This window comes from Paraburkholderia acidipaludis NBRC 101816, assembly GCF_000684975.1.
Classification (GTDB): domain Bacteria; phylum Pseudomonadota; class Gammaproteobacteria; order Burkholderiales; family Burkholderiaceae; genus Paraburkholderia; species Paraburkholderia acidipaludis.
The window spans coordinates 120,777-146,186 of the sequence record NZ_BAXZ01000004.1; the positions used below are offsets into that span (position 1 = coordinate 120,777).

The 25,410-nt window shown below is 66.5% G+C and carries 26 protein-coding genes and 1 pseudogene; 17 read left to right on the forward strand and 10 right to left on the reverse strand.

Annotated features, from left to right (window positions below; genetic code table 11):
- Positions 1-151: 151 nt before the first annotated feature.
- From BAC01S_RS05720 to BAC01S_RS05730, 3 genes are all read left to right on the forward strand, one after another.
- Positions 152-1,438, forward strand: a complete 1,287-nt coding sequence (locus BAC01S_RS05720) for a hydroxymethylglutaryl-CoA reductase, degradative (protein WP_027793894.1) — start codon at positions 152-154, stop codon at positions 1,436-1,438.
- A gap of 75 nt (positions 1,439-1,513) precedes the next feature.
- Complete coding sequence (locus BAC01S_RS30420) at positions 1,514-2,032, forward strand: hypothetical protein (protein ID WP_043201310.1); 519 nt, start codon at positions 1,514-1,516, stop codon at positions 2,030-2,032.
- A complete protein-coding gene (locus BAC01S_RS05730; protein WP_027793895.1) occupies positions 2,029-3,411 on the forward strand; it encodes a tripartite tricarboxylate transporter permease in 1,383 nt (460 codons plus the stop codon). The genes BAC01S_RS30420 and BAC01S_RS05730 overlap by 4 nt, the downstream gene beginning before the upstream one ends.
- 37 nt (positions 3,412-3,448) lie before the next feature.
- Here BAC01S_RS05730 and BAC01S_RS05735 read toward each other — a convergent pair whose 3' ends face one another.
- Positions 3,449-4,321, reverse strand: coding sequence for a LysR family transcriptional regulator (locus tag BAC01S_RS05735; protein ID WP_027793896.1), 873 nt, complete (start codon positions 4,319-4,321; stop codon positions 3,449-3,451).
- A gap of 231 nt (positions 4,322-4,552) precedes the next feature.
- Between BAC01S_RS05735 and BAC01S_RS05740 the strand changes: the two genes are divergently transcribed.
- From BAC01S_RS05740 to BAC01S_RS30425, 6 genes are all read left to right on the forward strand, one after another.
- On the forward strand, positions 4,553-5,518 hold the full coding sequence (locus tag BAC01S_RS05740; RefSeq protein WP_027793897.1) for a sugar ABC transporter substrate-binding protein: 966 nt from the start codon (positions 4,553-4,555) through the stop codon (positions 5,516-5,518).
- Between the two features lie 86 nt (positions 5,519-5,604).
- Entirely contained in the window at positions 5,605-7,224 is a 1,620-nt protein-coding gene (locus BAC01S_RS05745; RefSeq protein ID WP_027793898.1) for a sugar ABC transporter ATP-binding protein, read from the forward strand.
- A gap of 2 nt (positions 7,225-7,226) precedes the next feature.
- Complete coding sequence (locus tag BAC01S_RS05750; RefSeq protein ID WP_027793899.1) at positions 7,227-8,228, forward strand: ABC transporter permease; 1,002 nt, start codon at positions 7,227-7,229, stop codon at positions 8,226-8,228.
- A 36-nt stretch (positions 8,229-8,264) separates the two neighbouring features.
- Entirely contained in the window at positions 8,265-9,203 is a 939-nt protein-coding gene (gene rbsK, locus BAC01S_RS05755) for a ribokinase (protein ID WP_156954327.1), read from the forward strand.
- 166 nt (positions 9,204-9,369) lie between these two features.
- Positions 9,370-10,110, forward strand: coding sequence for an acetoacetate decarboxylase (locus BAC01S_RS05760; RefSeq protein WP_027793901.1), 741 nt, complete (start codon positions 9,370-9,372; stop codon positions 10,108-10,110).
- Positions 10,111-10,296: 186 nt separating this feature from the next.
- Complete coding sequence (locus tag BAC01S_RS30425; protein WP_052408698.1) at positions 10,297-10,908, forward strand: thioredoxin fold domain-containing protein; 612 nt, start codon at positions 10,297-10,299, stop codon at positions 10,906-10,908.
- Here the strand turns inward: BAC01S_RS30425 and BAC01S_RS34435 are convergent.
- The 5 genes from BAC01S_RS34435 to BAC01S_RS05790 all read right to left on the reverse strand — a co-directional run bounded on the left by BAC01S_RS34435 (position 10,902) and on the right by BAC01S_RS05790 (position 14,059).
- Positions 10,902-11,045, reverse strand: a complete 144-nt coding sequence (locus tag BAC01S_RS34435) for a hypothetical protein (protein WP_156954328.1) — start codon at positions 11,043-11,045, stop codon at positions 10,902-10,904. The genes BAC01S_RS30425 and BAC01S_RS34435 overlap by 7 nt on opposite strands.
- 113 nt (positions 11,046-11,158) lie before the next feature.
- Complete coding sequence (locus BAC01S_RS05775; protein ID WP_027793902.1) at positions 11,159-12,187, reverse strand: alpha/beta hydrolase; 1,029 nt, start codon at positions 12,185-12,187, stop codon at positions 11,159-11,161.
- Between the two features lie 37 nt (positions 12,188-12,224).
- Complete coding sequence (locus tag BAC01S_RS05780; RefSeq protein WP_027793903.1) at positions 12,225-12,650, reverse strand: organic hydroperoxide resistance protein; 426 nt, start codon at positions 12,648-12,650, stop codon at positions 12,225-12,227.
- Positions 12,651-12,891: 241 nt separating this feature from the next.
- A complete protein-coding gene (locus BAC01S_RS05785) occupies positions 12,892-13,113 on the reverse strand; it encodes a hypothetical protein (protein WP_027793904.1) in 222 nt (73 codons plus the stop codon).
- A gap of 118 nt (positions 13,114-13,231) precedes the next feature.
- The gene (locus tag BAC01S_RS05790; RefSeq protein WP_027793905.1) at positions 13,232-14,059 is read right to left on the reverse strand and encodes a phosphate/phosphite/phosphonate ABC transporter substrate-binding protein; all 828 of its coding nucleotides are present in this window, start codon (positions 14,057-14,059) and stop codon (positions 13,232-13,234) included.
- 279 nt (positions 14,060-14,338) lie between these two features.
- On the opposite strand from BAC01S_RS05790, the pseudogene BAC01S_RS30430 reads away from it, so the two are divergent.
- Both BAC01S_RS30430 and BAC01S_RS30435 read left to right on the forward strand, forming a co-directional pair.
- Positions 14,339-14,830, forward strand: a pseudogene (locus BAC01S_RS30430) (fatty acid desaturase); the annotation flags it as partial.
- Between the two features lie 171 nt (positions 14,831-15,001).
- A complete protein-coding gene (locus BAC01S_RS30435; protein WP_245616513.1) occupies positions 15,002-15,514 on the forward strand; it encodes an SRPBCC domain-containing protein in 513 nt (170 codons plus the stop codon).
- A 4-nt stretch (positions 15,515-15,518) separates the two neighbouring features.
- Here the strand turns inward: BAC01S_RS30435 and BAC01S_RS05805 are convergent, their stop codons facing one another.
- The 4 genes from BAC01S_RS05805 to BAC01S_RS34440 form a co-directional block, all read right to left on the reverse strand.
- Positions 15,519-16,865, reverse strand: a complete 1,347-nt coding sequence (locus BAC01S_RS05805; RefSeq protein ID WP_027793907.1) for an MFS transporter — start codon at positions 16,863-16,865, stop codon at positions 15,519-15,521.
- Positions 16,866-17,554: 689 nt separating this feature from the next.
- Positions 17,555-17,785: a hypothetical protein gene (locus BAC01S_RS30440; RefSeq protein WP_043201317.1), complete on the reverse strand. Its 231-nt coding sequence runs from the start codon at positions 17,783-17,785 to the stop codon at positions 17,555-17,557.
- A 175-nt stretch (positions 17,786-17,960) separates the two neighbouring features.
- On the reverse strand, positions 17,961-18,152 hold the full coding sequence (locus tag BAC01S_RS05815) for a hypothetical protein (RefSeq protein ID WP_027793908.1): 192 nt from the start codon (positions 18,150-18,152) through the stop codon (positions 17,961-17,963).
- A 69-nt stretch (positions 18,153-18,221) separates the two neighbouring features.
- Entirely contained in the window at positions 18,222-18,374 is a 153-nt protein-coding gene (locus tag BAC01S_RS34440; protein WP_156954329.1) for a VOC family protein, read from the reverse strand.
- Between the two features lie 106 nt (positions 18,375-18,480).
- Here BAC01S_RS34440 and BAC01S_RS05820 point away from each other — a divergent pair, with 106 nt between their 5' ends.
- The 6 genes from BAC01S_RS05820 (at position 18,481) to BAC01S_RS05845 (ending at position 25,385) form a co-directional block, all read left to right on the forward strand.
- Positions 18,481-19,419 carry a dihydrodipicolinate synthase family protein gene (locus tag BAC01S_RS05820; RefSeq protein WP_027793909.1) on the forward strand — a complete coding sequence of 313 codons (939 nt, stop codon included), beginning with the start codon at positions 18,481-18,483 and terminating at the stop codon, positions 19,417-19,419.
- Between the two features lie 37 nt (positions 19,420-19,456).
- A complete protein-coding gene (locus BAC01S_RS05825; RefSeq protein WP_027793910.1) occupies positions 19,457-21,037 on the forward strand; it encodes an aldehyde dehydrogenase (NADP(+)) in 1,581 nt (526 codons plus the stop codon).
- 275 nt (positions 21,038-21,312) lie between these two features.
- Entirely contained in the window at positions 21,313-22,425 is a 1,113-nt protein-coding gene (locus BAC01S_RS05830; RefSeq protein WP_245616524.1) for an ABC transporter substrate-binding protein, read from the forward strand.
- Positions 22,426-22,501: 76 nt separating this feature from the next.
- The gene (locus tag BAC01S_RS05835) at positions 22,502-23,581 is read left to right on the forward strand and encodes an ABC transporter ATP-binding protein (RefSeq protein ID WP_027793912.1); all 1,080 of its coding nucleotides are present in this window, start codon (positions 22,502-22,504) and stop codon (positions 23,579-23,581) included.
- Positions 23,578-24,459 carry an ABC transporter permease gene (locus BAC01S_RS05840; RefSeq protein ID WP_027793913.1) on the forward strand — a complete coding sequence of 294 codons (882 nt, stop codon included), beginning with the start codon at positions 23,578-23,580 and terminating at the stop codon, positions 24,457-24,459. The genes BAC01S_RS05835 and BAC01S_RS05840 overlap by 4 nt, the downstream gene beginning before the upstream one ends.
- 146 nt (positions 24,460-24,605) lie before the next feature.
- A complete protein-coding gene (locus BAC01S_RS05845; protein ID WP_245616525.1) occupies positions 24,606-25,385 on the forward strand; it encodes an ABC transporter permease in 780 nt (259 codons plus the stop codon).
- The last annotated feature ends 25 nt before the right edge of the window (positions 25,386-25,410 follow it).

Below are 25,410 nucleotides of genomic sequence, written 5' to 3' on the forward strand. Positions count from 1 at the left end.
GTGTCCAGGGTACACCTGCCTAACTGTTTGGCAAAAGTGTACCTTTCGTATGGGTACAGTCGGCCTATTATTCGCCCATTCCAATGTCATCCGCAAGCGGCCTCGGCAGCGCCGCCGCCGGGGCGACGGCCAATCCAGTCAGAGGATTCCGATGGGCATCGATTCGAAACTCCCCAATTTCCGCAAGCTCACGCCCACGCAGCGGCTGCAGCACGTCGCCACCGTCGCCGGCCTGTCCGACGCCGACCGGGTGCTCCTGTCCCGCCCCGGCGCGCTGCCGCCCGAGACGGCGGACGGCATGATCGAGAACGTGATCGGCACGTTCGAACTGCCGCTCGCGGTGGCGGGCTATTTCCAGGTCAACGGCCGTGACGTGCTGGTGCCGATGGCCGTGGAAGAGCCCTCTATCGTTGCGGCCGCATCGTTCATGGCGAAGCTCGCGCGCGAGAACGGCGGCTTTCGCACCTCGAGCACCGGGCCGCTGATGCGCGCGCAGATCCAGATCGTCGACGTGAGCGACCCTTACGGGGTGCGCCTGTCGATCCTCGCTCACCGGCAGGAGCTGATCGAGCTCGCGAACAGCCGCGACAAGGTGCTGGTCGATCTGGGCGGCGGCTGCCGGGACATCGAGGTGCACGTGTTTCCGGACACGCCGCGCGGCGCGATGGTGATCGCGCATCTGATCGTGGACGTGCGCGACGCGATGGGCGCGAACACCGTCAACACGATGGCCGAAGCCCTGGCGGGACGCATCGAGCAGATCACGCGCGGCAAGGTTCGCCTGCGCATCCTGTCGAATCTCGCCGATCTGCGCCTCGCCCGCGCGCAGGTGCGTTATCGGCCCGAGACGCTGGGCACGAGCGAATACTCGGGCCCGGAGGTGATTGCCGGGGTGATGGACGCGTACCTCTTCGCGGCGATCGACCCGTACCGCGCCGCGACCCATAACAAGGGCATCATGAACGGCATCGATCCCATCATCGTGGCGACCGGCAACGACTGGCGCGCCGTCGAAGCCGGCGCGCATGCCTATGCGAGCCGCAGCGGCCGCTATACGTCGCTGACCACGTGGGAGACGGCGGCCAACGGCGACCTTGTCGGCACCATCGAGATGCCGATGCCCGTGGGGCTCGTGGGCGGCGCGACGAAGACGCATCCGCTCGCGCGGCTGGCCTTGAAGATCATGGACGTGAAGTCGGCGCAGGATCTCGCCGAGGTCGCCGTTGCCGTGGGGCTCGCGCAGAATCTCGGCGCCTTGCGCGCGCTGGCCACCGAGGGCATCCAGCGCGGCCACATGGCGCTGCATGCGCGCAATATCGCGCTCGCGGTGGGCGCCACGGGTGCCGATATCGACCGGATCGTGCACCGCATGGTCGAAGCGAAAGACGTGCGCGTCGACTTTGCGGCGCGGCTGCTCGCGGAGCAGCGCGACGCGTAAGACGGACGGACAAGCAGTACGGGAAGGACCCCCGGCCCGCTCCGGGAAGACAATAACGCCCTCGATGGAGGAGACATGACAGCAGCAAGGGATCGCGGCCGCGAGGCCGCCGCGGGCGCTCGTCCGCGCTATGTGGAGGTATGGGGCGACACGGTCGATGCGGCGCAGCTCGGCTGGTCGGTGGTGCTGGGCGTCGTCATCAGCTTTGGGGCCTTTGAGCTGGCTCTGTGGCTCTTGCAGCCGGTCGTCGCCGAGGCAGCGATGGCGCGCGCGTATGCGATGCTCGCGGGTCTCGGCGGTTGTCTCCTGGCCGGCGCGGTCTGCGCGAAGCTCTTCAAGCCCAAGCGCATCGTGGTCGAAGAGGCCTCGGACGAAGGCCGGCGCGCGGAGCTGATCGAGCGGCTCGTCGCCGAGTCGGGCCCGCAGGGCGCCATCGAAACGCTGCCTCCCTACGTGGCGGCCGAGATGAAGGAAGTGGGCCTCTACGATCTCTTCGCCGGCGTCGAGGCGCGCCGCGCGGCGGCCCGGCCGACGGCCTCGCCGCAGGTCTCGCATGAAGCCGCACCCAGTCGCACCGGCGAGGTGGCACGATGACACCGCTCATTCACGACATCTGGGTCGCCGTGGCGATGGGCGTGACCGGCGCCATCGTGTTCGCGGCCATCGGCCTCGTTTCCGGCACCGACGAAACCACCACGATCGCGCCGCTCACGCTGCTCGTCGCGCTGCTGGGCGTGCCGCCCGCCGGCGTCTTCACGTTCTTCATGGCGGGCGCCGTGTCCAAGCACATGACGCATGCCATCCCGACCGCGCTGCTCGGCATTCCCGGCGACACGATGGCCGTGCCGCTGATGGACGAGGCCATCGCCTTGCGCAATCTCGGCGTGCCGCATATCGCGCTGCGCAAGATGGTCTCGGGCGCGATCGTCGCGGCCTTCGTCGCCGTGCCGCTCGCGGTGGCGTTTGCCTGGGTGCTCGCGCCGTTCGGCGCGAAGATCACGCCCATCGTGCCGTGGGTGTTCCTGATCGCCGCCGTCGCTATCGCGTATCTTTCGGCGGGGCGCTGGGCCGCGGTCGCGGCGCTCGTGCCGTTCGTGTTCGTCATCATGGGGCTGCAGGCCGTCACGGCGCACTATCACGTGAAGCTAGGCGTGAGCTACTTCCTCGGCATTGCGGTGGGGCCGCTCGTTACCGACCTGTTCGCGCTGCTCTCGCCCATGAGCCGCACGGCGATGCGGCGCGACGGGCCGCGCACGTTCTCGCTCGCGCCGGACATCAAAGGCTGGCGCGGGTACTTCCCGAATCCGCTGAAGGTGCTCGACCCGAGGCAGGCTCGCTTGACCGTAGGTGCCGCCGCGGTTTCGAGCGCGACCTTCGTCTTCAGTCCCGTCGCCATGACGGTCGTGCTGGGCGAAGCGGTGGCCTCGCGCATTCACCAGGCCTACCACCGGCTCACGACGGTCATCGCGGTGCGCAACGGCGTGACCGAAGCCACCTATATCGCCGAAGCGCTGATTCCGCTCATCGCGTTCGGTCTGCCGCTGAGCCCGGTGGCGGCGGGCCCGGCGGCGCCGCTGTTCAATGCGCCGCCGCGCTTCACCGTGAGCGGCGCGGACGGGCAGATCCACAACCTCCACACGCTGCTCACGCCGGGCGCGTTCCTTGGCTATGGCCTGCTGGCGATCGTGCTGGCGGCGGTGATCGCGTATCCGCTCTCGATGAACTTCGCGCATCGGGCCGCTTCGTTCGTTGCGCGGCGCCTGAGTCACGAGGCCATCATCGCGACCTTCGTCGGTCTGATCGTCGTGATCGGCTTCTGGGAGGGCCAGCTGGCCGGGCTGCTCGTCGTGGTGACGGTCGGGCTCGTGGGCGGCCTGCTGTCGCGGGCCTTCGGGCTCAATACGGGCGTGCAGTTCATGGGCTATTACACGGCCGTGCTGAGCGTGCCGGCTCTCACGAAGCTTTTTACGTGAGCCTCGGCGCCTCGGCCCGGCGGCGCGTTCACCGCCGTTAGCGGAAAATCTCCGCGAGCAGGTTCGCCACCGTGCGCATCCGGTCGCTGTCGCGCAGTGCCGGGTGCTGCACGAGCCACACGTCCTGGTCGAGCGACCGGATGTGCTTCTCCACGCAAACAAGATCGTTCGTCGTGCTGCCCGCCAGTTGCGCGAGCACGCCGAGCCCGGAGCCGCCCAGCACGCCGTCGAGCACGCCCATCCCGTAGCTCGTGCGCAGCGACGGCGCGCTCGCTCCCGGCAGGCTGCCCAGCCATTGCGCGACCGGGTGGTCGGCCTGGCGTTCGTCGGGCCCGACGAACGAGAGCTTCTCCCATTCCCGCCGCGCGATCGCCTGCTTGTGCCGCAGGAAGTAGTCGCGCGACGCATAGAGCCCGAAGCGGATCCGGCCGATGCGCCGCACGTAGAGGTCGCCTTCGTCGGGGCATTCCGTCCAGAGCGCGATGTCCGCTTCGCGCCGCGCGAGGCTGTAGCGCCGGCGCGAGGTCAGCACTTCGATCGCGAGGCCGGGCAGACGGTCCTGGAACGACCCGAGCAGCTTGAGCAGCATGTACGACGGCCATTCGGACGCGTTGATGCGCACCGTCCCGCGCGGCCCGGCGTGGCCCGTTGCGTCGCCCGCGCGCGCAATCTGGTTCGCGAGGTCTTCCATCTGCTCGGCCGCGGCCAGCACCTTCGCGCCGAAGGCCGTAGGGGTACACCCTGAGGGCACGCGGTCGATCAGGGGTTCCCCGAGGCGCCGCTCGAGTTCGGTGAGGCGGCGCGAGAGGGTGGGCGCGCTCAGGTCGCAGGCCTGGGCGGCCGCGCGCATCGTGCCTTCGCGGGCGATTGCCACCAGCAGCCGCAGATCGTCCCAGTCGATGTGTTCCATTTTTGTAACGGCAAGTTTTGAAATTTGGCATAGCATAACCCGATCCGCGGCGATAGGATTCAGTCCGGGGCGCCCTCATGCCGTTGCCGCCGCACGTGCTTTCGAGCGGGTTTGTGCAGAGGCAGCAGGCGACACGCCCGTGAATGGAAACGAACGCCAACAAACGGAAAACCGCCAGACGACTCGTCGGCTACCCCCGGGTAGAGACGCACGGGCGACACGGAGACAACCATGACTCAATCCTTCAAAGCCTCACGCCGCCGCGCCATCGTGGCCACCGCAACGCTCGTCGCCTGCGCGGTCCTGCCCGCGGCGCCGGCTCTCGCACAGACGCCCCACAAGCCCAAAGTCGCGCTCGTGATGAAGTCGCTCGCCAACGAGTTCTTCCTGACGATGGAAACCGGCGCGAAGGACTACCAGGCGCACAACAGCGGCAAGTTCGACCTCGTGACGAACGGCATCAAGAACGAGACGGATACGGCCGCGCAGATCCAGATCGTCGAGCAGATGATCGTCTCGAAGGTGGACGCGATCGTGCTGGCGCCGGCCGATTCGAAGGCGCTCGTGCCGGTGGTGAAGAAGGCGGTGGACGCCGGCATCATCGTCGTGAACATCGACAACCGGCTCGACCCGGACGTGCTCAAGTCGAAAGACCTGAACGTGCCGTTCGTGGGCCCGGACAACGCCAAGGGCGCCGAGAAGGTGGGCGACTACCTGGCGCAGAAGCTCAAGGCCGGCGACGAAGTGGGCATCGTCGAAGGCGTTTCGACCACCACCAACGCGCAGCAGCGCACGGCGGGCTTCAAGGCCGCGATGCAGAAGGTGGGCGCGAAGATCGACTCGGTGCAGTCGGGCGAGTGGGAAATCGACAAGGGCAATGCGGTGGCGTCCGCCATGCTCAACGAGTATCCGAACATCAAGGCGCTGCTGTGCGGCAACGACAACATGGCCATCGGCGCCGTGTCGGCGGTGCGCGCGGCGGGCAAGCAGGGCAAGGTGTACGTGGTCGGCTATGACGACATCGACGCCATCAAGCCGATGCTCAAGGACGGCCGCGTGCTCGCCACCGCCGACCAGTACGCGGCGAAGCAGGCCGTGTTCGGCATCGATACGGCGCTCAAGGCCCTGGCCGATCACAAGAAGCAGTCGGAGCTCGCCGGCGTGGTGGAAACGCCGGTCGATCTCGTGACGAAGTAATCTCCCCCTGGGTCCTGGCCGCGCCGCCACGCGGTGGCCGCCGTCCGGACCCTGTCTGAGCGCCATTCGTGCGCAGCGGTTACGCGATGTCCCTTCCTCTCAAGCCTTCCCACGACGCCGTGCCCGTGCTGAACGTGCAGGGTGTCGGCAAGACCTATGCCGCGCCGGTGCTGGCCGGCGTATCGCTGCAACTCCATGCGGGCGAAGTGCTCGCGCTGACCGGCGAGAACGGCGCCGGCAAGAGCACGCTTTCGAAGATCGTCGGCGGTCTCGTGACGCCGACCGAGGGCGCGATGACGCTGGGCGGTGAGGCCTATGCGCCGGCCAGCCGCAGCGAAGCGGAGGCGCTTGGCGTGCGCATGGTGATGCAGGAGCTGAACCTGCTGCCCACGCTGACGATCGCCGAAAACCTGTTTCTGAACCGCCTGCCGCGCCGCGGCCTGCTGGGTTCGCTTGGCGGCCGCATCGACCGCGCGACGCTGCGCGAGGACGCGCGCCGCGCGATGGCGCAGGTCGGGCTCGAGGCGATCCATCCGGACACGCTGGTCGGCGAGCTCGGCATCGGCCATCAGCAGATGGTCGAGATCGCGCGCAACCTGATCGGCGACTGCCGCGTGCTGATACTCGACGAGCCCACGGCCATGCTGACCGCGCGCGAGGTCGACCTGCTGTTCGCGCAGATCGCGCAGTTGAAGGCGCGCGGCGTGGCGATGATCTATATCTCGCACCGTCTCGAAGAACTGCAGCGCATTGCGGAACGTGCGGCGGTGCTGCGCGACGGGCGGCTCGTGCACGTGGGCGCGATGCGCGAGCTCACGAGCGAGCGTCTCGTCACGCTGATGGTGGGGCGCGACGTGGGCGAAGAGATCGACCTGGGCGAGCGGCGCCTGGGCGGCGCCGCGCTCAAGGTCGAGCACATGACGCGCGGCCATGCGGTGCGCGACGTGTCGTTCGAGGTGCGGGCCGGCGAGATCTTCGGCATTAGCGGCCTGATTGGCGCGGGCCGCACCGAGCTCTTGCGCCTCATCTTCGGCGCGGACCGCGCGGACGCCGGCACCGTGTCGATCGCGCACGGCGGCGCGCCGCTCGCACCCGTCACGCTGAACTCGCCCGTCGATGCGGTGAAGCGCGGCATCGCGCTGATCACCGAGGACCGCAAGGGCGAAGGGCTGCTGCTGCCGCAATCGATTGCGGCCAACGTGTCGCTCGGCAACGTGGGCGCGGTGGCGAAGCGCGGCGTGATCGACGGCGGCCGCGAGGCCGCGCTCGCGCAGAAGATGATCGACGCCATGCGCATCCGCACGTCGGGCCCCGCGCAGGCCGTGGCGGAACTGTCGGGCGGCAACCAGCAGAAGGTCGTGATCGGCCGCTGGCTTGCGCGCGACTGCACGGTGCTGCTGTTCGACGAGCCCACGCGCGGCATCGACGTCGGCGCGCGCTTCGACATCTATACGCTGCTGGGCGCGCTTGCGCGCGAGGGCCGCGCGATCGTGGTCGTGTCGAGCGACCTGCGCGAGCTGATGGCGATCTGCGACCGCATCGGCGTGATGTCGGCGGGACGATTGACCGGCATCTTCGAGCGCGGCGGCTGGACCCAGGACTCGCTGCTCGCCGCGGCTTTCGCGGGCTACGCAAGCAGCGAATCCATGACGCAAGCGGGCGCGGCCAATGCGGCGGCACCCGACGAGAACCTGATGGAGCATTGAGCATGACTACGCAAACGAGCCTGCCGACCGCGCAGCAAGAGCCCCCCGGCAAAACGAAGCCGGCGCGCGAGCGCGGCGGTTTTTCGAACTACCTCGGCCTGATCGGCGCGCTGGCGGGCATGATCGTCCTGTTCTCGCTGCTGAGTTCGCACTTCCTCACCTACGACACGTTCAGCACGATTGCGAACCAGATTCCCGACCTCGTCGTGATGTCGGTGGGCATGACGTTCGTGCTGATCATCGCCGGCATCGATCTCTCGGTCGGCTCGGTGCTCGCGCTCGGCGCTGCCGTGACGAGCGTCGCTTCGCTGCAATGGCACTGGCCCGCGATTCCGGCCGCGCTGTTCGGCATGGCGGGCGCGACGCTCACGGGCTGCGTGACGGGCACGATCACGGTGGGCTGGCGCATTCCGTCGTTCATCGTCTCGCTCGGCGTGCTCGAAGCGGCGCGCGGGCTCGCGTATCAACTGACGAACTCGCGCACGGCCTATATCGGCGACTCGCTCGACTTTCTCTCGAACCCGATCGCGTTCGGCATTTCGCCGGCCTTCCTGATCGCCATTGCCGTGATGCTCGTCGCGCAGTGGGTGCTCACGCGCACCGTGTTCGGCCGCTACCTCGTGGGGATCGGCACCAACGAGGAGGCGGTGCGGCTTGCGGGTGTGGATACGCGTCCGTACAAGATTGCGGTGTTCGCGCTGATGGGGCTGCTTTCGGGGCTCGCCGCGCTGTTCCAGATCTCGCGCCTCGAAGCCGCCGACCCGAACGCGGGCGACGGGCTCGAGCTGCAGGTGATCGCGGCCGTCGTGATCGGCGGCACGAGCCTGATGGGCGGACGCGGTTCGGTCACGAGCACCTTCTTCGGTGTACTGATCATTTCCGTGCTGGCCGCGGGCCTCGCGCAGATCGGCGCGAGCGAGCCGACCAAGCGGATCATCACCGGCGCCGTGATCGTGATCGCGGTGGTGGTGGACACCTATCGCAGCCGGCGCCGTGCCGCATAATCGGTCATGGGCGCAGACGCGCCAATGGACAGGAGAATGATTTTGTCTAAAGCAGAAAAAGCGGGCCGGGTCGTAGTGGTCGGCAGCATCAACACCGATCTCGTCGCGCGTGCGCCGCATCTGCCGCGTCCCGGCGAGACCATCGGCGGGCATGAGTTTTCGCAGGTGGCGGGCGGCAAGGGCGCCAACCAGGCCGTCGCGGCCGCGCGCATCGGCGCGCAGGTTTCGATGGTGGGCTGCATCGGCAGCGATGCGAACGGCGGCCAGCGGCTGCACGATCTCGAGGCCGAGGGCATCGACTGCGCGGGTGTCGAGGTAAGCCGGACGCAGCCGACCGGCGTGGCACTGATCACGGTTTCCGACGAAGGGCAGAACACGATCGTCGTCGTGGCGGGCAGCAACGGCGAGCTCACGCCCGCGCAGGTACAGCGCCACGAGGCGACGCTGCGCGCGGCCGACGTGGTGGTGTGTCAGCTCGAATCGCCGTGGGACGCCGTGCACGCGACGCTTGCGCTCGCGCGGCGCCTCGGCAAGACCACGGTTCTGAACCCGGCGCCGGCGACCGAACCGTTGCCCGCCGAGTGGATGCCGCTCATCGACTATCTCGTGCCGAACGAAGTGGAGGCCGCGATTCTGGCCGGCCTGCCGGTGGAATCCGAAAGCGGCGCGCGGCGCGCGGCCGCGGAACTGCAGCGCGCCGGCGCGCGTAACGTAATCGTCACACTCGGAGCGCAGGGCGCGTATCTGCTGCGCGAGGGCGGCGAGGGCGCGCACTTCGCCGCGCCGGAAGTGCGCGCCGTCGACACGACGGCTGCGGGCGACACCTTCATCGGCGTGTTCGCTTCGCAACTGGCGGCGCGTCAGCCGCTCGACGCCGCGATCGGGCTCGCGCAACGGGCGGCGGCGATTTCGGTCACGCGCGCGGGCGCCCAGCCTTCCATTCCGACTCGCGAAGAGGTCGATCGCTTCTCCTGAACGGGCTGGCGATATGCCCCTCGTTCTTAACATCCGTCAATTGCCGCGCTGCGGGCAGGCAACTTTACCGTTGAGGTAAAGTCAACGCAGATCACCGTGCCGGTCATGCCGGCACGGTGATCTTTGAAACCGCGTCGCATGCAACCCAGGCAAAAGGGGAATACGGATGAAGTCCAGTGAAGTGAGATCGAAAGCGTTTGCCATGCCGTTGACGAGCCCGGCGTTCCCCATGGGACCCTACCGCTTCGTCAATCGCGAGTTCCTGATCATCACGTATCGCACCGATATGGACCGGTTGCGCGAGATCGTGCCCGAGCCGCTCAAGGTGACCGATCCCTACGTGCATTACGAGTTCATCCGTATGCCGGACTCGACCGGTTTCGGCGACTACACCGAGAGCGGCCAGGTGATCCCGGTCGAATTCAACGGGGTGAAGGGCGGCTACACGCTCGCCATGTATCTGAACGACCATCCGCCCATCGCGGGCGGCCGCGAGTTGTGGGGCTTCCCCAAGAAGCTCGCCAATCCCACGCTCGAAACGCACATCGACACGCTGCTCGGCACGCTCGACTACGGTCCCGTGCGCGTCGCGACGGGGACCATGGGCTACAAGCACAAGGAACTCGACATCGTCGACCAGGCCAAGCGGCTTGCCGGTGCGAACTATCTGCTGAAGATCATTCCGCACGTAGACGGCAGCGCGCGCGTGTGCGAACTCGTGCGCTACTACCTCGAGGACATCACGATGAAGGGCGCCTGGACCGGGCCGGCTTCGCTTCAGCTTGCGCCGCATGCGCTGGCTCCCGTCGCCGATCTGCCGGTGCTCGAGATCGTGGAAGCTCGCCACCTGATGGCCGACCTGACGCTGGGGCTCGGCGAGGTGGTTCACGATTACCTCGCGCAATAACGGCCGCACAGCACGCGCCCCGCTCGTTTCGCGCGGGTGGGGCGGGCCGCATTCCCTGTCGATCCCGCCAGCTTCGCGTCATTTGTCCGCCCGGCGGTCCCTCGTAGGATAATCCGCTTGCCGCCGCCGTCTGCCATGCGGGTGGACCGGAAGGCGCATCACAACGGATTGATTTCAAGGTAGAGCATGAACAAGATTGCAGGTGCCCTGCTTGCGGCGGGCCTGATTGCGTTTTCGGCGTCGAGCCGCGCAGACAACCCCGAGCCGGCATGGCTGCCGGCCACGGCGGCAACCGGCTTCGAAAGTGCCCCGGCGATCGTCGAGGGCGCGCAAGGCAAGGACGTCAAGTCGACGATTTACGTCTTCATGGACCCGAACTGCATCTATTGCCATCTCGTCTGGAAAGCGCTGCGGCCTTACGAGGCGGCGGGACTTCAGGTGCACTGGATTCCGCTGGCGTTTCTCAAGCCCGACTCGGCGGGCAAGGCCGCCGCGCTGCTGCAGGCACCGGACAGCGCCGCGCTGCTCAAGAAGCTCGAACTCGGCTACAACGAGAAGGACGAGTCCGGCGGCATCGCCCCGCTGCCGACCGTTCCCGGCGCGACCCAGGCGAAGCTCGACGGCAACGCCAAACTCTTCCAGGACCTCGGGTTCCAGGGCACGCCGACCATCATCTATCAGGGCTCGGGCGGCCGTTGGGCCGACTACGGCGGCATGCCCAAGCTCGCCGCGCTGCCCGGCATGCTGAATCTGCCGGCTCAACCCGTTGCGGACCCGGAACTGAAGCAGTATCAGTAACGCGCGCTGTATGAGGCGGCCGGACCGTTGCTGCTCGCGACGGCCGGCGCGCCGAGCGCGGCCGTGGTTGCCACCAGCGCCACGGCAAACAGGTTTGCGCCGAGGATGAGCAGCGCGGGTAGGGCTCTCGATTTCATGGTTGGGGCTCCGTCGCTTGCCGAGGACTGGCGGGAAAAATAAGGATGACTAAACACATGCCCGCCGGACGATGCCGTTATCGCACCGCGCGGCGGGCAGTGTTCGCCGGGGCTTACTGCAGACGCGCCTTCAACTGGTCGGCGAGCTGCTTGATGGCCGTTTTCGTCGGCGCGTCGTCGGCCAGTGCGTTGAGCAGGCCGAAGTCGTGGATCGTGCCGTTGTAGCGCGTCGTCGTGACCTCGTCGCCGGCCGCATCGAGCTTCCTGCCGTAGGCCTCGCCCTCGTCACGCAGCACGTCGAAGTCGGCGACCTGGATCAGCGCGGGCGGCAAGCCTTTGAGCTCTTCCTGCGACGCGCGCAGCGGCGACGCATAAATCTGGCTGCGCTGCGCCGGATCCTTCGTATAGGCGTCCCAGAACCATTTCATCATGTCGCGCGTGAGGAAGTGGCCGTTCTGGTAGGCGAGGTAGGAACCGTCGTTGAAGTTCGCGTCCGTGACGGGCCACATCAGGCCCTGAAAGCGAATGGCCGGGCCTTGCTTGTCCTTCGCCATCAGGCTGACGACCGCCGCCATGTTGCCGCCCACGCTGTTGCCGACCACGGCAAGGCGGCTGCCGTCCACGCCGATTTCCCCACCGTGCTGGGCGACCCATTTCGTCGCGGCGTAGGCCTGGTTGATGGCCACCGGATAGTGCGCCTCGGGCGAGGGCGTGTAGTTCACGAACACGGCGACGGCGCCCGATTGCACGACGAGGTCGCGCACGAGGCGCTCGTGGGTGGGGAAGTCGCCGAGTATCCAGCCGCCGCCATGGAAGAACATGAACACGGGCAGCGTGCCGCTCGCGCCTTGCGGACGAACGATGGTGATCGGCACGCTGATGCCGTCCTCTTCGATGGTGCGGTTGGACACGTCGATACCCGAGAGATCGACCTTGACGCCGTTCTGCGCATCGATCAACACCTGGCGCGCCTTGGCGGGCGGCAGCGTATTGATGGCGGGACCGGTGCCGCTGTTCAGCGCGTGCAGGAACGCCGAGGTGACCTTGTCGGGCGTAGCGGGGGTGGCGGGCGCAGCGGCCGTGGCGAAGGCGGTATGCACGGCGAACAGCGCGGCGATGGTCAGGGGTTTGAGCGATTTCATGGTCGATTCCGTGATAAGAGGTCAGTAGTCCGTATCGTTAGGCGAGCGTGAGCGTCACGTCGATGTTGCCGCGCGTGGCATTCGAGTAGGGGCAGACAACGTGCGCCTTGTCGATCAAGGCCTGGGCGGCGTCGCGCGCCATGCCGGGCAGCGCGATCTTCAACTCGACTTCGATGCCGAAGCCGTTCGGGATCGCCCCGATTCCCACGCTGCCGTCGATCGACACGTCGGCCGGAAGCGCGATCTTGTCGCGCGCGGCGACGAACTTCATCGCGCCGATGAAGCAGGCGCTGTAGCCGGCTGCGAACAACTGCTCGGGATTGGCGCCGGCGCCGCCCGCACCGCCCAGCTCGCGCGGGGTGGTCAGCTTGACGTCCAGGCTGCTCTCCGGCACGACGGCGCGGCCGTCGCGACCGCCGGTGGCACGGGCATGGGCGCGGTAGAGAACGTTTTCGATCGACATGATGGGGTTCCTTTTTTCGATGATGGGACTGATCATGCATATCTATCTACTAGGTGATAGATATGCCGGCCTAAAAAATGGGCTTTCGCCCTCGCTTGCTTAAATTTATCTATTACTAGATAGATGTCACTGTGGAAACTCGCCGTCCATGCTTGCTTCCATGGCTCGAACTTTATCTATCGGTAGATAGAAAGTCAAGAACTATTTTTAGGTCGCCGAGCCGCCGCGAGGCCGGCCGATATCAGGCAGATGTTTGGTTCGACGCCTCGCCGCCTTGCACGCTATACCGCGCCAGCGCCGCCATATAGCAGCGGTGAGCATCGTTGTGCTCGCGGATCAACGCCATGATCCGATTGTCGTCCGGCATGTCGAAAAGCAGCGGCTGAACCTCGCGGTTCAGTTTTTCTCCTGCGAGCATCCAGGCTTCGTGGGCGGCGATAAATGCCTGCTTGTGTGAATCCATCGAATTCGGCTCTTCAGTCAGGAGCGTTAATCATTCAGTCCAGCCACGGGCCGGTGCTCTGCGGCGGACGCGATTATAGCTTGGGCCAGGCGTCCTGGCAGGGTGTTGGAGCGACCACTCAATTTAACCTGGGATAACCGAACGATGTTGCTGTATTCGCCATTGCCTCGATCGTGTCGTAGTCGTCGCGCGCGAGCCGCGCGAAGCCGCGCAGGCGCAGGAAGCGCGCTCGCTCGGGGTCGGCCGCGTGGGCCGCATCGAGTGCGTTGCGCAACAGCGCGGCTTGCCGTTCGTCGAGCGTGCGCGATGCAATGAAGGGCAGGCCAGGCGCGGACGCCGTCATGTCGACGACCTTCACGCCGGCGAGCAGATCCGGGCTTGCGTCGCGCAGCAGTGCGAGCGTGACGCAGTCGATGGCGGCGACGTCCGCCTGGCCGCCGGAGACTGCGCGCAGCGAGGCGAGGTGCGATCCGGTCCACGCAACCGAAGCGAAGAAGCGGCCTTCGCTCGCATGCGGCGCCACGGCGTGACGCAAGGCATTCATGCCGCTATGCGAGTCCTCGCCGTTGCAGGCAGCGTGTAAGCCACGGCAGGCCGCAAGGCTCGCTGCGCCGCGCGCCCACGCCGTGGCGGAGACGACGATGGCGCTGCAATAGCGCGGCCCTTCGCAGCCTTCGGCCTCGAACATGGGGGTTGCGATCAGATGGACCGTGTCGGCGAGGCCCAGCACGCGATACGGAAAGCCGCAGGTCTGCGAGAGCAGCAGGTTGTCGCGGCGCCAGAGCACCGTCAGGTCACCGAAGGGTTCGTCGAGGATCGTCGCATCTGCCACGCCGCCGCCCGTGCGAGCGAACACGTCGAGCGCATCGCGCAGCAGCGCGCGCCACGACTGCGCATGTCGCGGCGTCACGTTGTACATCGGCAGGGCGGCGATCCATGGGCTCATGCGGCCATTCTACGATGGCGGGAAAGCGGGTCGGAAGGGGCGCGATCAGTTCGGTCAGCGCGATAAGCAAATGCGAATCCGTTGTTTGGCCGGGTGACTTGTTTTGGTTATGGTGAGTGGCCCGGATTGCGCACGGTGGACCCCACGTGTTCCGACGCCTTCCGGGTTTTCCGTTTCTTCGTGCCCGTCAACAGGAACATGGCTGAGTATTTCGACGTCGATCATGCCCGCGAAATCGCCTCGCTGGCGGCGCGGTTCACCGCGCGCACCGAATGGCCGACCTGGCCCGCGCTCGGGCTCGCGATGGTCCGCTCGCTGTACGAGCATCGTGCGGCGCGCCACCCCAAGGCGCGTATCGCCATCAACGAGGCGGGGCCGCTCATGCGCCTGCTATTCCTGAACAACAACTACCACCTCGTGCACCACGACCTGCCTGCGTTGCCGTGGTTTCATCTGCCGCACGCTTATCGGATGCGCCGCGAAGCCTACCGGCGCAAGTGCGGCGGCTTCGTGATCGGCGGCTACGGCGCGCTGCTCCGGCGTTACGCGTGGCGGCCGACCGATGCGCCCGAGCATCCTTTCGCCGGCAACGCGGCGACGCTTGCCGCGGAGCGCGAGGTACGCATTGGCCCGCCGTCACGCGCCGCCCCGACGGCGTGCTGCGCGGCTATGAGACCGAACTCGCCACGCGGCGCGCGCTGGCGATGCTTGCGCGACGCTAACGCCGCCCGTTCCTTTCTACTACTAAAGGAGGTCCGATCTAACGACTGAAAACGTGCAAAAAACAGTAGTTTTCACTGTCGTGCCTGCTCTGGCATAGCCCGCACAATCACAGGCGCGGCATTGCCAGGACGTGCCGCCTTCGACCTCGGGGCAATGATGAGAACCGGCGCAGCAAGCAGGCCAGTCGCGACACCGAAGACCACCAGAACGCAAACCCGCGTGACCACCCGGCTCGCGCCAGGCTTCGGCATCGTGCTCGCGATGCTCGTGGCGCTCTCCGTGGTCGGCATGAGCGGCATGACCCGCATTCGCGACAAACTCGACGAAATCGTCCACGTCCACAACGCCGAAACGATGCGCGCCACCAACCTGCGCGACGCCGTGAGCGGCATTGCCATCGCGATCCGCAACATGGCGGTGATGACCAACGACGGCGACGTGCGCGCGGAAGTCGGGCACCGTTTCACGCTGGACATGGGCCAGTGGGGTCTGCAGCCATGCATGGTCATTGCCGTGGAATCCGAACGGTTGTTGTCCTATTCATTTGCACCCGGCATGCTGGACACGACGATCACATGGCGGCTCGCCGCCGAAGAAAGCGGAACGCGCCTGTCACTCGAACATAAAGGCTTCGATCTCGATTCGCCGCCCGGCAAGGCGGCATTTCACGGCATGGGCGGCGGCTGGCCCGCCGTCCTCGCACGGTTCGAAGGCACCCTGGCCGAGGCTTGACGGATCAGGCGGGCCGGGATGCGTGTCCGCTGTCGCCCAGCGCTCGTGCTTCGTCGTATTCCCGCGAAATGTCCTTGTTCGTGTGGTCGCCCATTCGCCAGACGGCAAAGAGGCTGACCACCGCGCACGCGAGTATATAGGCCGCGATCGCGTAGCCGGAACGGTAGTACGCGAAGAGCGCGGTCGCGATCAACGGCGCGGGACCGCCGGCGATCACGGAAGCCAATTGATAGCCCAGCGACGCGCCGCTGTATCGCAGCCGCCCCGTGAACGACTCGGCGATCAGCGCGGCCTGCGGACCATAGACCATGGCGTGCGGCACCAGCGAAAGCACGATGGCCGTGAAGATCCACGCCGGATTGCGCGTGTCGACCATGGCAAAAAAGAAGAAACCGAATACGCCGACGGCAGCGGCGCCGATCATGTACATTCGCTTGCGTCCGATCAGGTCGGACAGGTGGCCAAAGAGCGGAATGGTCACGAATTCCAGCACGGAAGCCGCCAGCACGGCCGTCAGCATGAGATCGCGCGAGGCGCCGAGCGTCCTGATGCCGTAAGTGAAGATGAAGGCCGTGAAGATGTAGAACGGCGCCTGTTCGACCATGCGCGCGAAGGCGGAAAGAAGAATGTCTTTCGGCTGGCGGCGTATGACTTCGAGGGTTGGCGTCTTTTCGATCTTGTGCTCGGCGAGGAGCCTCGCGAAAAGAGGTGTTTCTAGGATGTTCAGACGGATGTAGAGGCCGATTGCGACCAGCACGATGCTCAGGATGAACGGCACGCGCCAGCCCCAGGTGAGGAAATTGCTGCCGGAGATCTGGCTCATGGCCAGAACCGCGAGGTTGGCGAGGAACAGGCCCGCCGGCACGCCGAATTGCGGCCAGGAGGCGACGAAGCCGCGGTGCGCATTGGTGCGGGCCCACTCCATCGACATCAGGACCGAACCGCCCCACTCGCCGCCGACGCCCACGCCCTGGATGAACCGCAACACAGTGAGCAGGACGGCGCCCCAGATGCCGATCGACGCATACGCAGGAACAAAGGCCACGGCGAACGTGGCGAGCCCCATCAATAGCAGCGTGCCGATCAGCGTGGCCTTGCGGCCGATCCGGTCGCCATAGTGGCCGAACAGGGCGGCGCCGAACGGCCGTGCGATGAAGCCGACGGCGTAGATCAGGAAGGCCTGCAGGGTGCCGACGAGCGGGTCGGATTCGGGAAAGTACAGTTTGGCGAAGACGAGCCCCGTGACCGTACTGTAGAGGAAGAAGTCGTACCACTCTATCGTCGTGCCGACCGTGCCGGCAATCACCGCGCGGCGCATCTGGCGGTGGGCCTCTTCTTCCGGTAGGAGCATGGCTCCCGAGCGTTCGTCAGTTCGCTTGTCAGTCATCTGGCACCTCCAGAGCACAGGAGCCACATGATCCATAGACAGATTTTTCGGTGCATGGTTCTGGCAACGCTCAGGAGTCCGGTCTTGTCTGCAGATACCGTTCAACGGCTGTCTGCGGCAAGCCCGGAGGGCGATGCACATTTGCCGGATCGGGCAGGCCTGGGGTTTACCACCGCAATGAGCAGGAATACTCATTACTCCACGTTCCGTCGTTGCATCGCTGGCAGAGGTACTGCGGACATCCGGTAACCGTCTGGCCCGGGATGGCGCACCGGTGCACGATGGTGCTGTCCGCGACCAGGCTGCCGTCCGGAGTCTGGCAAGAGCCGGCCGGTTTGACGGCGGCGCTCTGAGAGGCTTGCGGCGCGGACCCTCCCACCTGTGCGCAAGCGGCGAGGGCGGTGCAAATGCCGAGGGTAGACCAAAGCTTCAAGCACCGAACGGATGACATGGCGCACCTCCAGTGGGTAGTCTCATCACCTACCCTGACCAACGGGATAATGCTACTCCCGCGGTGCGCTCACGGTACTTTCCGCCCATCCAAAGCGAGCCCGCAAAAAAGAAGGCCCGCCTGCTGGCGGGCCGATCCATGCTCGGGTGACATGGCGGGAAACGGGTAGGCATGCAGGACGTGCCGTGCATGCCGCTTGCACTCAGGCCGCGCTGCAAACCTCGCTACGCGTGGCGGTCAGAATGCGTTCGATCTGGTTCATCAGTGCGTCGATCGTGCGAAATTGGGCGTGCGAAAGCTGAGCGCTGTCGAGCAGGCTCGAGAGGCGCCGATACCAGTAATCCGGGGTCAAGATCGGAACGCCGCTGGCAGTCTCCAGTGACGGAATCATGACTCGCGTGATATGCGCGATTTCCTGGTCGATGAGTCTCATGAATGCCCCGCGATGCAAGTTCGGTCTTATATGTCCAGCTTCAATACCACTCTAGCCATCTGTTTCGGGCTGCATAGCTATCCGATCAGATAGGTCGGGCAATCCCCGGACGCGCGCCTTCCATTTTCTGAAAGGCGCTGTAAAGAAGATGAAAATATGGCGCGCGCGAAATTGCTTAGTGGTGCCATCCGCCGCCCCAGCCGCCGCCCCACCCGCCGACGTAGCCAACGCCGACGCTGACGCTCGGCGCCGCATAGTAGCCCGGGTAGTAACCGTACGCCGGTGCCGGCGCATAGGCGTAGGGTGGGGCAACCACGCATCCCGCGAGTCCCGCGATCAATGACAGTGCAAAGAAGAGTTTGATCATGATGTTTCTCCGACCATTCCATTCTCTGCTACCGGCCCGTTTTTATGCGCAACGATGTGTGTCGAAAAATTACTTTGCGTTTGCGCCGGTCGGGTCACACGCCTGACCTATGACGAGTCGATGACCGTCGGGTGTCGCGAGTGTCATCTCGCGCATGCCGTGGGGCTGGTCCGTGGGCGCCGCGAGCACGACGAAGCGCGGATCTTCGGCAGCGATTGTCATTCGCGCCACCCTACAAACCCTAACAAATACCAAAGTTGTTTGACAACAATGGGGGTGACTGCTACTGTGCGATCTATCGACAACCCACTAATCCGCACGAGGCCTCATGAACGTGTCCCCGATTGCCGAGAGCGAATTTGCCTCGACCGTGATGGCTGTGCCGCCGCTGGCACGCCGCTCCGACCTGACGCTCGACGTCGAAGAAAACCGTCGGCTGATCCGTCACATGGAGGCCGGCGGCATCCGCACGCTGCTCTATGGCGGCAATGCCAATCTCTATCACGTCGCCGTCAGCGAATACCGCGAGTTGCTTGACATGCTCGCCGACCTGACCGGGCCGCAAACGCGCGTGATTCCCGCCATCGGTCCTGACTTCGGCAAGATGCTCGACCAGGCGCGCATTCTCGCGCAGACCTCGTACCAGACCGCGATGGTGCTGCCGCTCGGCGGCTTCACCACGCCGGCCGGCGTCGAGGCGGGCCTGAAGCGTATCAGCGACACGGCGGGCATTCCGCTCACGCTCTATGTCAAGAGCGAAGACTACGTGGATGTCGACACGCTCGCGCGCCTCGTCGAGAGCGGCACGCTGGCCGCCGTGAAGTACGCGATCGTGCGCCAGGATCCCGCGAACGATCCTTACCTGCGCCGCCTGCTCGAGCGGGTGCCGGCCTCGAAGGTGGTCTCGGGCATGGGGGAGCGTCCGGCGCTCGTCCACGTGCGCGACTTCGGCCTCGCCGCCTGGACCACGGGCTCGGGCTGCATCGCGCCGCGCGCCGTGATGGGGCTCCTCGCTGCCGCGAAGGCGGGCCGCGCGGAAGATGCGCAGCGTCTGTACGACCACTTCATGCCGCTCGAAACGCTGCGCGACGACATCTCGCTGATCCGCGTGCTGCATGACGCCGTGACGCTCTCCGGCATCGGCAACATGGGTCCGATCCTGCCGCTCCTGAGCGGTTCGCCCGAGTCGGCGCTGCCCGCCATCGAGCAGGCCGCCCGTGCGCTGCTCGCGTTCGAAAACTCGCTCGCGCAGGCGGCGTGCGCGTAACGCGCACGTGTCCGTCAAAGGAATTCACGGAGCGAACATGCAGATATCCGGAACCATGCTGTTGGGCGCCGACGCTGTGCGCGGCACCCAGGGCGAAATGCGCGCCTTCGCGCCCGCGCTGGGCGCAGAGATCGAGCCTTCGTTCGGCCTTGGTGGCAGCGCTGATGTCGAGCGGGCCTGCACGCTGGCCGCGCAAGCCTTCGATCCTTTCCGCGCCGCGCCGCTCGAAACGCGCGCGCGTTTGCTCGAAGCGATCGCCGAACGCATTCTCGGCATTGGCGACGCGCTGATCGAGCGCGCGCATCTCGAATCCGCGCTGCCGAAGGCCCGCCTCGAAGGCGAGCGTGGCCGCACCGTCGGTCAGCTGCGCCTCTTCGCGTCGCTCGTGCGCGACGGCCGCTGGTGCGGCGCCGTGCTCGATTCGGCGCTGCCCGAGCGCAAGCCGCTGCCGCGCTCCGATCTGCGCGCGCAGCGCATCGGGCTCGGCCCCGTGGCCGTATTCGGCGCCAGCAATTTCCCGCTCGCGTTTTCGGTGGCGGGCGGCGATACCGCTTCTGCGCTCGCGGCCGGTTGCCCCGTGGTCGTGAAGGCGCATCCGGCTCATGCGGGCACCTCCGAACTCGTGGGCCGCGCGATCCGGCAAGCGGTAGCCGACGTGGGCTTGCCCGCTGGCGTGTTCTCGCTGTTGTTCGGCGGCGGCAATGCGCTCGGCGAGGCGCTGGTCGCGCATCCGGCCATCAAGGCGGTGGGCTTCACGGGCTCGCGCGGCGGCGGTCTCGCGCTCGCGCGCATTGCCGGAGAGCGTGCCGAGCCCATTCCCGTCTATGCTGAGATGAGCAGCATCAATCCGATGTTCGTGCTGCCGGCAGCGCTGGCCGCGCGCGGCGAGGCGTTGGCGAAGGGCTTCGTCGAGTCGCTGACGCTCGGCGTCGGGCAGTTCTGCACGAATCCGGGCCTCGTGCTTGGCTTCGACGGCCCCGACCTCGACCGCTTCGTAACGCAAGCCGCAGCAGCGCTCGGGCAGAAGAGCGCGCAGACCATGCTGACGGCCGGCATTGCCGCGAGTTACCGCAAGGCCGTGGAGGCGCGCGCGCAGCAGCCGGGCGTGGAGCGTGTGGCAGAGGGCACGCAGTCGGACGCGCACTGCGCCGCGTTGCCGATGCTGTTCAAGACGACGGCCGGGCAGTTCCTCGCGCAGCACGCGCTGGCGGACGAGATCTTCGGGCCGGTGTCGCTGGTCGTGGCCTGCCGCGACGAAGCGGAACTGCTGCGCGTGGCGGAACACCTGGAAGGCCAGTTGACCGCGACGCTGCATATCGACAGCGGCGACTACGCCCAGGCGCGGCGCCTCTTGCCGGTGCTCGAGCGCAAGGCCGGCCGCATTCTCGCGAACGGCTTCCCGACGGGGGTGGAGGTGTCTTACGCGATGGTGCACGGCGGGCCGTTCCCGGCCACCTCGGACGCGCGCACGACTTCGGTGGGCGCGATGGCGATCGAGCGTTTCCTGCGTCCGGTCTGCTATCAGGATCTGCCGGCCGACCTGCTGCCGCCGGCGCTGCAGGACGACAATCCGCTCGCGCTCTGGCGCTTGCGCGACGGCGAACTGGTGCGCGCCTGAGCGCACCGGCGGAGGCTGGCGGTGAGGCCGCCAGCCTGGTAACCGGGCAGCCGCCGCACCGTTGCCGACAAGGCGATGATATTCGTGACATAAAGCCCGACGTTGCTTGACAACTTACGGCGTGGTTCTGCATCCTGTGCTGCGAGCCCGCGCTGAGCGCAGTTCACGAACGGGCCGCAGAGAATAAATCCCATAATCAGATGTGAGGAGATGCGATGTTCGAAGGACGCTTGTCGGCCAGACTCCTGGCCCTGTGTGTGTCGGCCGCTGCTGTGATGACGCTCGGTACGGGCGCGGCGCAGGCCGATCCGGTTTCCCTGAACATAGTCGACGTGGCGGGCGATCTGCAGCTCACGCAGAAAGCCTTCGAAGCCTTCAAGGCGAAGTATCCGAACCTCGTCTCCAATATCACCTACACCAACGCGCCCGCGCCGCAATTGCCGGGCAAGATCAAGGCGATGCAGGCTGCGGGCCGCGCCGACATCGACCTCGTGCTGACCGGCACGGACGCGCTTGCGGCCGGCATCGAACAGAACCTCTGGGTCAAGCTGCTGCCCGACAACGCGGCCGCGCTGCCCGGTGTGCTCGACCACTACGCGCCCGGTCCGCGCAAGATGCAGGACCTGGCGCAAGGCTACGGCCTCGAAGTGGCGTACATGCCCGCCGGCCCGCTGCTCGAATACAACCCCGCGAAGGTGCCGAATCCGCCGCATACGCCCGAGCAGCTGCTCGCGTGGTGCAAGGCCAATCCGGGCAAGCTGATCTACGCTCGCCCCGCCAATTCGGGCCCGGGCCGCACCTTCCTGATGGGCCTGCCGTATCTGCTCGGCGACAAGAATCCGCAAGACCCGGTCAACGGCTGGGACAAGACCTGGGCCTTCCTCAAGGAACTGAACGCGTGCGTGCCGTACTACCCGGGCGGCACTTCGGCGGTAATGAAGGAACTGGGCGAAGGCACGCGCGACATGACCGTGACGGTGACGGGCTGGGACATCAACCCGCGCGCGCTCGGCATCGTGCCGGCCAACTTCAAGGTGCAGGCCTTCGACAACATGACCTGGGTGAACGACGCCCAGTACATGGTGATCCCGAAGGGTGTTTCCAAAGAGAAACTCGCGGTGCTGATCAAGCTCATGAACTTCATGCTCGAGCCGCAGCAGCAGGCCATGACCTATGACGACGGCTACTTCTATCCGGGCCCGGCCGTGGCGGGCGTCACGCTGAACATGGCGCCGAAGGAGAGCCAGGACGTGATCGCGAAGTACGGGCGCCCCGAGTACGCGAAGTGGCTCGCGGCCTATCCGCACGTCGTGCCGCTTTCGGCGCAGGCGATGGTGGCGGCTTTCCAGAAATGGGACCGCGAAGTCGGCGCGGCCAAGTCCCAGTAACGCAAGCGGGCGAGCACGGCGGCGGGATCGATCCTGCCGGCCGTGCCGTTCCCTCAAGGCTGATCAGGAACGTGACATGAAGCATTCTTTCGATCGTCTGCGTCTGGACTCGGTGTGCCGCAGCTTCACGAGCGCCGAGGGCGCACAGCTGGCCGCGCTGCGCGGACTCGATCTCGAGATACGCCGCGGCGAGTTCATCGCCTTGCTCGGGCCGTCGGGCTGCGGCAAATCGACGGCGCTGAACTGCATCGCGGGCCTCATGCCGCTCACGAGCGGCAGCATCTGGCTCGACGAAACGCGTATCGACGTGCTGCCGCCCGAGAAGCGCGGCTTCGGCATGGTGTTCCAGAACTACGCGCTCTTTCCGCACATGAGCGTGCTGGAAAACGTGGGCTTCGGCTTGAAGATGCAAGGCGTGCCGCGCGACGAGGCGAAGCGCCGGGCGCGCGAGGCGCTGCAGCTCGTGCAGCTCGTTGGCCACGAAAACAAGCTGCCGGGCCAGCTTTCGGGCGGCCAGCAGCAGCGCGTGGCGATTGCGCGCGCGATCGTGATCGAACCGCCGCTCGTGCTGATGGACGAGCCGCTCTCGAACCTCGACACGAAGCTGCGCATCGAGATGCGCGCCGAAATCCGCCGCATTCACGGCCAGCTCGAACGCGCGACGATCTACGTGACGCACGACCAGGACGAGGCGCTTTCGATGGCCGACCGCATCGTCGTGATGAAGGAGGGCGTCGTGCAGCAGGTGGCCACGCCGAAGGAGATCTACGGGCGTCCCGCGAACCTGCACGTTGCGCGCTTCATGGGTTATCGCAACGTGCTGCCGTTTTCCATCTCGGGCGAGCGCGGCGATCACGTTGCGTTGACGGCAGCCGGCGTCACCCTGACCGGCGTGGCGATGGACGAGGTGGACGCGAACGGCATGTCGGTGGCGATGCGTCCCGAAGATTTCGAGCGCGCCACACCGGGCGACGCGAACGCCTTCGACGTGGAAGTGGAGCTGGTCGAATACGGCGGCCGCGATTCGCTGCTGCTCGCCAACGCGCCGTTCGGCAAGCTGTGGGCGCGCGTGGCCGGCGAATTCGAGGCGGGCGAGCGTGCCACGCTGCGCGTCGCGCCGTCGCGCGTGCTCGCCTATGCGGAGCGTGCCGCATGAGCACGCTGGTTTCCACGCTCGCCCGCCAGCCGCGCGATGCACGCGGCTGGCTCGTCACGCCGGCGCTCGGCTTCATTGCCGCGCTGTTTCTCTATCCGTTCGCGTATGGCCTCGTGCTTTCGTTCAAGCCGATGAACGGCGGCGGCATGCTGGCCAACTACGTGCAGTTCTTCACCGACCTTTCGCTGTGGCCAACGGTGTTCGTCACGCTGAAGCTCGCGGTGCCGGCGACGGTGATCAACGTCGGGCTTTCGATACCGGTGGCGTTCGCGCTGCGCCGCAGTTCGCCCTGGCAGAAGTTCGCGACGACGCTGCTCGTGATCCCGGTGACGCTCGGCACGGTGCTGATCGCCGACGGCATGCTCAGCTACTTCGGTCCGAACGGCTGGTTCCCGCAGGCGCTGCATGCGGTGCATCTCTACACCAGCGAGGAAATCCGTCTCACGCACAACTACTGGGGCGTGCTGATCTCGCTGATCGTCTCGGGCTTTCCGTTCGCCTTTTTGCTCACGCTCTCGTACGTCACCGGCATCGACCCGACGCTCGCGCGCGCCGCGTCCACGCTCGGCGCGGGACCGTGGCAGCAGTTCCGGTTGATCTATCTGCCGCTGCTCGTGCCGGGCCTCACGATGGCCGCCTGCCTCTCGTTCGTGCAGGCCTATTCGGTGTTCCCGTCCGCCGTGCTGCTCGGCGCGCCGGCGGGCCCCACGCGCGTGATCTCGATTGCCGCCGCGGAAGCCGCGTTCGAGAGCTACGACTATTCGCTCGCCTCGACCATCGCGATCGTGATGGGCTTCGTGCAGCTCGTGGTGGTGGCGGCGATGCTGGCGGCGCGGCGGATGTTCTACGCGGGTCCGGTGAGCGGAGGGAAGGGCTGATGAGCGCACATCACCGCAATGCCGCCGGTCTCTCTGCCGGTGCGCCGCTCTCGGGCGATCGTCCGGCCGCGTCGTCTGCCGCCGTTTCGTCGAAGCCCCCTGTGCGCCTCGCCGACCGGCTGTGGAAATGCCTCGTCTGGGGCGGCATGGCGTTCTTCCTCCTGAACGTGCTGCTGCTGATCGCCACCGTCGGCGTGAACTCCATCGCCACGCGCTGGTTCGGCACGCCGCTGCCGCAGGGCTTTACGCTGCACTGGTACGCACAGGCGTGGCGCGACTTCCAGCTTTCGAGCGTGCTGTGGGTGACGTTCGAAGTGGTGGGCGCCGTGGTGGTGCTGTCCATCGTGCTCGGCGTGCCCGCTGCTTATGCGCTCGCGCGCGCGCAGTTCCCCGGCAAGCGCATCGCCATGCTGGTATTCCTGCTGCCGCTGATGGTGCCGCCCGTCACATACGGCATCCCGATGGCGACCGCGATGTACCGCTTCGGCCTCGCGGGCACGCTGCCCGGCGTGATCCTCGCGAACCTCGTGCCCGCGCTGCCGTTCGTGATTCTCGTGATGACGCCGTTCATCGAGCAGATCGATCCCAACCTCGAATCCGCCGCACGCATCTTCGGCGCGAACACGCTGCGCTATTTCCGCTACGTGCTGCTGCCGCTGCTCGTGCCGGGCATGCTGGCGGCGGGGCTGCTCGTGCTGGTGCGCACGATCGGCATGTTCGAACTCACTTTTTTTACCGCCGGACCCGACACGCAGACGCTCGTCGTCGCGCTGTACTACGCGGTGTTCTCGACGGGCGTTCGCGCGCCGCAGTCGATCGACGCCATGGCGATGATCTATATGGCGATTACGCTCGCGTGGGTGCTGGTGGCGCTGCAGTTCGTGAGCCCGACACAGCTCGTGTCGCGTGTGAAAGAGCAGCGCTGACCGGCAAAGGCGCCCCACCCCACAG

Coding starts and splice junctions, on each gene's coding strand:
- BAC01S_RS05720 (WP_027793894.1), top strand. CDS start 152: ATGGGCATCGATTCGAAACTCCCCAATTTCCGCAAGCTCACGCCCACG.
- BAC01S_RS30420 (WP_043201310.1), top strand. CDS start 1,514: ATGACAGCAGCAAGGGATCGCGGCCGCGAGGCCGCCGCGGGCGCTCGT.
- BAC01S_RS05730 (WP_027793895.1), top strand. CDS start 2,029: ATGACACCGCTCATTCACGACATCTGGGTCGCCGTGGCGATGGGCGTG.
- BAC01S_RS05735 (WP_027793896.1), bottom strand. CDS start 4,321: ATGGAACACATCGACTGGGACGATCTGCGGCTGCTGGTGGCAATCGCC.
- BAC01S_RS05740 (WP_027793897.1), top strand. CDS start 4,553: ATGACTCAATCCTTCAAAGCCTCACGCCGCCGCGCCATCGTGGCCACC.
- BAC01S_RS05745 (WP_027793898.1), top strand. CDS start 5,605: ATGTCCCTTCCTCTCAAGCCTTCCCACGACGCCGTGCCCGTGCTGAAC.
- BAC01S_RS05750 (WP_027793899.1), top strand. CDS start 7,227: ATGACTACGCAAACGAGCCTGCCGACCGCGCAGCAAGAGCCCCCCGGC.
- rbsK (WP_156954327.1), top strand. CDS start 8,265: ATGATTTTGTCTAAAGCAGAAAAAGCGGGCCGGGTCGTAGTGGTCGGC.
- BAC01S_RS05760 (WP_027793901.1), top strand. CDS start 9,370: ATGAAGTCCAGTGAAGTGAGATCGAAAGCGTTTGCCATGCCGTTGACG.
- BAC01S_RS30425 (WP_052408698.1), top strand. CDS start 10,297: ATGAACAAGATTGCAGGTGCCCTGCTTGCGGCGGGCCTGATTGCGTTT.
- BAC01S_RS34435 (WP_156954328.1), bottom strand. CDS start 11,045: ATGAAATCGAGAGCCCTACCCGCGCTGCTCATCCTCGGCGCAAACCTG.
- BAC01S_RS05775 (WP_027793902.1), bottom strand. CDS start 12,187: ATGAAATCGCTCAAACCCCTGACCATCGCCGCGCTGTTCGCCGTGCAT.
- BAC01S_RS05780 (WP_027793903.1), bottom strand. CDS start 12,650: ATGTCGATCGAAAACGTTCTCTACCGCGCCCATGCCCGTGCCACCGGC.
- BAC01S_RS05785 (WP_027793904.1), bottom strand. CDS start 13,113: ATGGATTCACACAAGCAGGCATTTATCGCCGCCCACGAAGCCTGGATG.
- BAC01S_RS05790 (WP_027793905.1), bottom strand. CDS start 14,059: ATGAGCCCATGGATCGCCGCCCTGCCGATGTACAACGTGACGCCGCGA.
- BAC01S_RS05805 (WP_027793907.1), bottom strand. CDS start 16,865: ATGCTCCTACCGGAAGAAGAGGCCCACCGCCAGATGCGCCGCGCGGTG.
- BAC01S_RS30440 (WP_043201317.1), bottom strand. CDS start 17,785: ATGAGACTCATCGACCAGGAAATCGCGCATATCACGCGAGTCATGATT.
- BAC01S_RS05815 (WP_027793908.1), bottom strand. CDS start 18,152: ATGATCAAACTCTTCTTTGCACTGTCATTGATCGCGGGACTCGCGGGA.
- BAC01S_RS34440 (WP_156954329.1), bottom strand. CDS start 18,374: ATGACAATCGCTGCCGAAGATCCGCGCTTCGTCGTGCTCGCGGCGCCC.
- BAC01S_RS05820 (WP_027793909.1), top strand. CDS start 18,481: ATGAACGTGTCCCCGATTGCCGAGAGCGAATTTGCCTCGACCGTGATG.
- BAC01S_RS05825 (WP_027793910.1), top strand. CDS start 19,457: ATGCAGATATCCGGAACCATGCTGTTGGGCGCCGACGCTGTGCGCGGC.
- BAC01S_RS05830 (WP_245616524.1), top strand. CDS start 21,313: ATGACGCTCGGTACGGGCGCGGCGCAGGCCGATCCGGTTTCCCTGAAC.
- BAC01S_RS05835 (WP_027793912.1), top strand. CDS start 22,502: ATGAAGCATTCTTTCGATCGTCTGCGTCTGGACTCGGTGTGCCGCAGC.
- BAC01S_RS05840 (WP_027793913.1), top strand. CDS start 23,578: ATGAGCACGCTGGTTTCCACGCTCGCCCGCCAGCCGCGCGATGCACGC.
- BAC01S_RS05845 (WP_245616525.1), top strand. CDS start 24,606: ATGGCGTTCTTCCTCCTGAACGTGCTGCTGCTGATCGCCACCGTCGGC.